General features: G+C 74.2%; 4 protein-coding genes. 2 read left to right on the top strand and 2 right to left on the bottom strand.

Annotation, left to right across the window (positions count from 1 at the left end; all coding sequences use genetic code 11):
* Nucleotides 1-151: 151 nt before the first annotated feature.
* Complete coding sequence (locus FNX44_RS21565) at nt 152-1,564, bottom strand: family 2B encapsulin nanocompartment shell protein (protein WP_323369565.1); 1,413 nt, start codon at nt 1,562-1,564, stop codon at nt 152-154.
* Between the two features lie 436 nt (nt 1,565-2,000).
* Here FNX44_RS21565 and FNX44_RS21560 point away from each other — a divergent pair, with 436 nt between their 5' ends.
* Both FNX44_RS21560 and FNX44_RS21555 read left to right on the top strand, forming a co-directional pair.
* Complete coding sequence (locus tag FNX44_RS21560; protein WP_143650338.1) at nt 2,001-2,609, top strand: Rv1733c family protein; 609 nt, start codon at nt 2,001-2,003, stop codon at nt 2,607-2,609.
* A 202-nt stretch (nt 2,610-2,811) separates the two neighbouring features.
* On the top strand, nt 2,812-5,211 hold the full coding sequence (locus FNX44_RS21555; protein WP_143650337.1) for a right-handed parallel beta-helix repeat-containing protein: 2,400 nt from the start codon (nt 2,812-2,814) through the stop codon (nt 5,209-5,211).
* Here the strand turns inward: FNX44_RS21555 and FNX44_RS28190 are convergent.
* A partial coding sequence (locus FNX44_RS28190) for a hypothetical protein (RefSeq protein WP_173019249.1) occupies nt 5,181-7,008 on the bottom strand: 1,828 nt, incomplete at its 5' end. The genes FNX44_RS21555 and FNX44_RS28190 overlap by 31 nt on opposite strands.

Below are 7,008 nucleotides of genomic sequence, written 5' to 3'. Positions count from 1 at the left end.
GGGATGTCATGCGGGACGGGGCCTTCCGGTGGTCGGGGGTGTGGAGACAGCGCTACGCCCGGCCGACGTCACCGGCGCGTGGCGGGCGCGCGGTCACGTCGGCCGGTGGCACGGCGTGGCGGAGGCGGAGTGCTGCGGCTCGGGACTGGCCCTAGTGGGCGACCTCGACGTCCTCGAGGATGCCCAGCGCGTCGGGGACCAGCACCGCGAGGGAGAAGTAGGCGCTCACCAGGTAGTTGATGACGGCCTTCTCGTTGATGCCCATGAAGCGCACCGACAGGCTCGGCTGGTACTCGTCGGGGATGCCGGTGCGGTGCAGCCCGACGACACCCTGGTTCTTCTCCCCGGTCCGCATGACGAGCATGCTGGAGGTGCCGGTGCGGGAGACCGGGATCTTGTTGCACGGCAGGATCGGCACGCCGCGCCAGGCCGGTACCTGGTGGCCCTGGATGGAGGCGGTGTCCGGATAGAGGCCGCGGCGGCTGCACTCGCGTCCGAAGGCGGCGATGGCCTTGGGGTGCGCGAGGATGACGCTGGGTTCCTTCCACACCACGGCGAGCAGTTCGTCGAGGTCGTCGGGGGTGGGCGGGCCGGTCCTGGTGTGCAGCCGGTGGCCGAGGTCGGCGTTGTGCAGCAGGCCGAAGTCCCGGTTGTTGATCATCTCGTGCTCCTGGCGTTCGCGCAGGGCCTCGACGGTCAGCCGGATCTGTTCCTCGACCTGGTTCATCGGCTCGTTGTAGAGGTCGGCGACCCGGGAGTGCACCCGCAGCACCGTCTGCGCCACGCTCAGCTCGTACTCACGCGGTGCGGTGTCGTAGTCCACGAAGGTGCCGGGCAGTTCGGGCTCGCCGTGGTGGCCGGCGGCCAGCTCGATGGCCGACTCGCCGTCCTCGGTACGCTGCGCGGGGACGGCGACCTGGTAGTCCGCCAGATGCCGGCGCAGGCTGTCCGCGCGGTCCCTGAGCTGGTCGAGGTGTGACCGGTCCAGCGTGAGGACGGTGCCGCTGGTGGCAGACCTGAGGGTGAAGTCCCAGTTCCCGGGCGTCTCTTCGGTGAGGTTGTGGTCGCCGAGGTAGTCGCCGTCGGCGACCACGCCGAGGGTGACCTCGCCGTCGTAGAAGCCCTCGCCGACCTTGGTCAGTTTGCCGTGCGCGATGAGCACGATCTGGTCGGCGGGCTGCCCCGCCTCGAGGATTGCCTCGCCGGGGCCGAAGTCGCGCTGGACGAAGCGGTCGGCGAGTTCCTGGAGCACGTCGGGGTCCTCGTATCCCCTGAGGGCGGGGATCTCGCCGAGTTCGGCCGGGATGACGCGGATCGCCGCGCCCGTCGAGATGAACTCGACCCGGCCGTCCCCGAGCGTGTGGCTCAGCCTCCGGTTGACTCGGAAGGTGCCGCCGGAGACCTGCACCCACGGCAGTACCCGCAGCAGCCACCGCGAGGAGATGCCCTGCATCTGCGGCGGTGTCTTGGTGGTCGTCGCCAGTTGTCGCGCCGCCGAGGTGGCGAGGCTGAGCTGAGGGTGGGTGGTCTCGTTTCCGGAGGTCGTCTCGACCGGAGCCGTCACGCAGTACACCGCCAATCTTCCGTCTGTTACGGGCGGTTCGCCCGAGGTGCGCGAAGAACGTAACGACGGCCCGATCGGGGCGGCAATCACTCAAAAGATAAGCGGACCAGGAGAATGACGACTCCGCCGACGGGTAGCGCGGCCCACTTCGACGGCCTCACTGCACGCTGGGTGAGCATCGCGCCACGGCGGCTCACGCTCCGCTGTCGCCGCCGTCCGCGGCGGGTTCGCAGGAGCTAACGGGCGTACAGATGTAGCAGCCAACGGTCACCCGTCGGGCAGGGCGCGGAGGCGGCGACCGGGCGCGTCCCCGGGCGGGACAACGCGCCGCGCGGCCAGTACCGTTTGGTGCGGCGTCGGATACGGTCCGGCCTCCCGGCTCGGAGGCCGCGCGGCCGGGAAAGGACCGGCGCGGCTCGGACGGAAGGGGAGCCGGGTGTTCCGGGCGATCGCGGGCCTGTGGCGCTGGCGCCGCAACCCGCTGTGCCGTCGTACCGACAGGGCGGAGGGGTGGCTCGCACTGGCCGCCCTGCTCAGTGTGGTGCTCGGTGCCCCGGCCGCCGGACTGGCCGCCGAGCACGGCGCCGAACGGGCCCTGGCCGCCACCGCCCGCCACCAGCAGGAGGACCGCCGCCAGGTGGTGGCAACCGTGGTACGGGTACTGCCGGGCGGCGGGCGGGCGGGCGACCCGGCCGACGATCCGCGCGGCGACCAGCGGGTGTTGACGGTGTGGAGCGCGCCGGACGGGCGGCTTGGACGGGCGGCTGTCACGCTCGCGCACCGCGCGCGGGCGGGCGACCGGGTCCGGCTGTGGATCGACTCCGCCGGACGCGTCACCGCTCCCCCGCTGGACGGCGCCACGGTGGCCTCCACGGCCGCGGCGGCCGGCACGGTGGTGGCGGTGGCCGCGGCGGCCGCCGTGGAGGCGGTCCGCAGACTCGTGTTGGGTGTGATGCTGCGCCGCCGATGGGAGCGCTGGGAGCGGGAGTGGTCTCGGGCCGGCCCCGGCTGGGGCCGCCCCCGGCCCTCGGCGGCGCCCAACTGACCGGCCCCGGCGGGCAGGGGGCGGAGTCGTCGGTGCGGTCATCGTCGGGACGCGGCACACGCTACGGTGGTCCCGCCGGGCTCGCCGCGGACCGCTCGCGGTGGCGGCGCCGGCGTCCCCCGGCTCGCCCACGGGCGTCCGCACCATCGACACACACTCTTCGAACTGACGGTTTGCACAGGAAGTTGGGGCACAGCGGTCCATGGCACATGGCTCGGTCCAGGTGACGCATACCAGCACGTCGCGGTGGCGGCGCCGCACCGGCGAGTACGCCACGCTCGCCGCCGCGCTGGAGGCCGCCGGCGACGGGGACGTGCTGACCGTCGGGCCGGGCACCTATCGGGAGAACGTGGTGGTCGAGCGGGCCGTGACCCTCACCGGCCCCGAGCGCACGGGCGCCGGCCCGGCCAGGCTGGCGCCCGACGGCGGAGTGGCGCTGACCGTGCGGGGCAACGCCGCGGTGCGGAACCTGCACGTCGAGGGTCAGGACACCGCCGCTCCCGCCCTGCTGGTCGAGGACTGCGACGCGGAGCTGAGCGGACTGCGGGTGAGCACCCGTTCGGCGGTCGGCCTCGAGGTGCGGGCCGGGGCGCGCCCGGTGGTGCGCGGCTGCGTCGTCGAGAACCCGGCGGGTCTGGGGGTGAGCGTCTCCGGTGGCGCGGGCGGCGTCTTCGAGGACTGCGAGGTCGTCGCGGCCGGCCAGGTGGGGGTCTCGGTCACCGGCGGCGGCGCGCCGCGGCTGGAGCGCTGCCGGGTGCACCATGCGGGCGGCGCCGGGTTGTCGCTGAGCGGCGAGGGCAGCGCGGTGGAAGCGGTCGGCTGCGAGTTCTACGAGATCCGCGGCACGGGTGTGCACGTCACCGGCCGGGCCCAGGGGCAGCTCGTCGACTGCCAGGTGCACCGCACCACCGGCGACGGCATCACCCTGGACACCGACGCGGTGCTGGCGCTGACCGGCTGCGACATCCACGACGTGCCGGAGAACGCGGTCGACCTGCGGTCCCGCTCGGTGCTCACCCTCGCCCGCTCGAAGGTCCGCAGGTTCGGCCGCAACGGTCTGTCGGTGTGGGACCCGGGCACCCGGGTGGACGCGAACGGATGTGAGATCCAGGAGAGCACCGGCGACTACCCGGCGGTGTGGGTGAGCGACGGCGCGGCGGCGGTGCTCGACGGCTGCCGGGTGCAGCAGGTGCCCGACGCGCTGTTCGTCCTGGACAGGGGTTCCCGGGCGGACGTGGTGGACAGCGACATCGCCCAGGTGCGCGGCACGGCCGTGTCGGTGAGCGACGGCGGAACCGTCGAACTGGACGACTGCCGTATCCGGGAGGCGGCGACCGGCGCCTGGTTCCGTGACCACGGCAGCGGCGGAGTGCTCAGCGGCTGCTCGATGGACGAGGTCTCCACCGGTGTCATCGTCACCAAGGGCGCCGATCCGCTGGTGGAGAACTGCTCGGTCAGCGGACCGGCCGAGGCCGGCTTCTACGTCTCGGCGGAGGGCCGGGGCACCTTCCGGAGCTGCCGGGTCACCGGCTCGCGGGGGTACGGCTTCCATGTGATGGACGGCTGCCGCACCACCCTGCGCGGCTGCCGCACCGAGCGATGCGCGCGCGGCGGCTACGAGTTCGCGGAGGACGGTCCGCTCGTGGAGGAGTGCACGAGCGACGAGAGCGTTGCCGCGACCACCGAGCCCCGGCCTTCCTCGCCGGCGCCGGCGGTGCAGCGGGCCGGTCTGCTGACCGCGGAGGCGGCGCTTCCGGCGGCGCGGACCGCGCCTGAGGAGGAGCACGCCGCGCGACCGGCCACCGAGGTGCTGGGCGAACTCGACGCGCTCGTCGGCCTGGAGAGCGTGAAGCACGAGGTGCGGGCGCTCACCGACATGATCGAGGTGGGCCGCCGTCGCCAACAGGCCGGTCTCAAGGCCGCGTCGGTGCGCCGCCATCTGGTCTTCACCGGCTCCCCCGGTACCGGCAAGACGACGGTCGGCCGGCTCTACGGGGAGATCCTGCACTCGCTCGGCGTGCTGGAGCGCGGCCATCTGGTGGAGGTCTCCCGGGTGGATCTGGTGGGCGAGCACATCGGCTCCACCGCGATCCGCACCCAGCAGGCGTTCGACCGGGCCCGCGGCGGGGTGCTGTTCATCGACGAGGCGTACGCCCTCTCCCCGGAGGACGCCGGGCGCGACTTCGGTCGGGAGGCCATCGACACGCTGGTGAAGCTGATGGAGGACCACCGCGACGAGGTGGTGGTGATCTGCGCCGGGTACACCGCCGAGATGGAGCGCTTCCTGGCGGTGAACCCGGGGGTCGCCTCCCGCTTCTCGCGGACGATCGCCTTCGGCGACTACACGGCCGAGGAGTTGCTGCGGATCGTCGAGCAGCAGGCGGAGGAGCACGAGTACCGGCTGGCGACCGGCGCGGACGAGGCGCTGCTCAAGTACTTCGCGGCCGTGCCGCGCGGCCCGTCGTTCGGCAACGGGCGCACGGCCCGGCAGACGTTCGAGGCGATGGTCGAGAGGCACGCGGGCCGGGTCGCCCAACTGCCGGACCCCAGCAAGGACGAACTGACGCTCCTCTACGCGGAGGACCTGCCGGCCCTGCCCTGACCCGGCACCTTGCGGAGGGCCGCGCTGTCGTCGGCGGCCGGTGTGTCGGCGACGGCCTGTGCGCCGCCGCTGTCCGCCGGGACCGGCGCGGTCGTCTCCGCCGGGGCGGACGCGGTCTTGTCCGGCGCGGTGGTCGCGGCGCGTTCGAGGGCGGCGAGCAGGGCCGCACGTTCCTCCTCGAAGGCCGGATCGGACTGGTAGTCGCTGTGTCCGCAGATCGGCGCGGGCAGCGGGTTGCGCAGGGTCCGGCCGTAGTGCAGCGGATCGCGCAGCGGGCCCCGGTCGACGACGCCGTGCTCGTCGGAGTCGACCTTCACCGGGCCGCCGATCGGGTCGGTCAGCCGCCACAGGTTGCGCCAGCCCTCGGTCTCCCGGTGCAGCGCGCGCAGCGCGGTCGGGCCGAAGCAGGTGGGGAACCAGCGGCCGTAGAGGCGTTCCAGCGGCGAACCGTAGGTGAGCAGCGCGACGCGGCTGCGGGTGGCCGGGTCGAGCTGCCAGACGGCGGCGGCGGCCAGGACGCTGCCCTGCGAGTGCCCGGAGACGACCAGTCGGCCGCCCGTCAGCTCCGTCCAGGTGGCGATGCGCCAGCTCAGGTCTGGCACCGCGCGTTCGGCGTAGCAAGGCGGGGCGAACGGGTGCGCCGACCGCGGCCAGAACGTGCCGACGTCCCAGAGGATGCCGACGGTCCGGCGGGCCCCGGCGTCCCGGTAGGCGCGTCGGCCCATGGTGACCAGGAGTATCACCAGTGCACCCATGAGCCATGAGCCCACGCCCTGGGCGAGGCCGAGCAGCGCGGGCAACGGGCTGGGGGCGGCGCCGGCGGCCTCGCCCGGCGGGCGTTCGCTCAGCTGCGCGCCGAGTACGGCGCCGGCGCCCAGGACGAGGGTGAGCACCGCCACCGAGCCGAGCAGCACGGGTGCGGAGTCGGTCAGCCCGGCCCGGGCGATGGTACCGGCGATGCGGCGGCTGCGGGAGCGCAGTTCGGCCGTCTCGCGCGGGTAGCCGTCGATGACGCCGGGGGTGAGCCGGCGGCAGGTGCGCCAGGTGCGGACGGCGGACACGAACGCGAAGACCACCACCGCCGTGATCAGCCCGGGGATGACCGCCGCCTGCCAGGTCAGTACCACCGGCGGGCCGGTGATCAGCGAGGAGGCGCCGGCCGAGGAGCCGGGCGCGAGCCATTCGGAGACCCGTTGGTTGATGCCGCCGGACAGCACTCCGCCCAACGCGCACGCGATCAACGCGACGGCGGCGCCGCCGAGCCCTCCCATGGCGCTGCGGTGCCCGGCCGGGGCCCTGCGGTGCAGGACCAGGGCGGTCAGCGCGAGCGCCGCCACCAGGCCGCCCTGGGCGACGGCGAGCGTGCCGAAGGCGCCGGTGCCCGGCAGCGCCCCGGAGCTCTCCCAGCCGGGCCGGTCCCAGGCGGTGTGCACGGCGGTGACGAGCAGCAGCGCGGCGGCGGCGCTGGGCAGGGCCTTGGTGGCCGCGGGGTCGCGGTGTTCGTCCGCCTCCTTCTCGGTGCGGCCCCGGTGTATGACCACCAGTACGACCAGCGCCCACAGCACCGCGCAGAGCAGGCCGAGGACCCCGCCGGTGGCCGCCAGCGGGCCGGGGGCCTCGCCCCGGGTGTCGTGGTGGGCAGTGGCGTACTGGAGGGCGGCCGTGACGGTGAGCAGTCCGGCGGCGGTGTGCGCGGCCCGCAGCCGGGAGACCAGCCGGCGGCCGTACCAGAAGCCGGGCAGGCTCAGCGGCGGGCGCTCCTCCCCCGGCTCGGGGTGCGCGGCACGGGGGGTGCGG

Source organism: Streptomyces alkaliterrae (genome assembly GCF_007097205.2).
Taxonomy (GTDB): Bacteria; Actinomycetota; Actinomycetes; order Streptomycetales; family Streptomycetaceae; genus Streptomyces; species Streptomyces alkaliterrae.
This window is presented reverse-complemented; position numbering and strand designations above follow the sequence as displayed.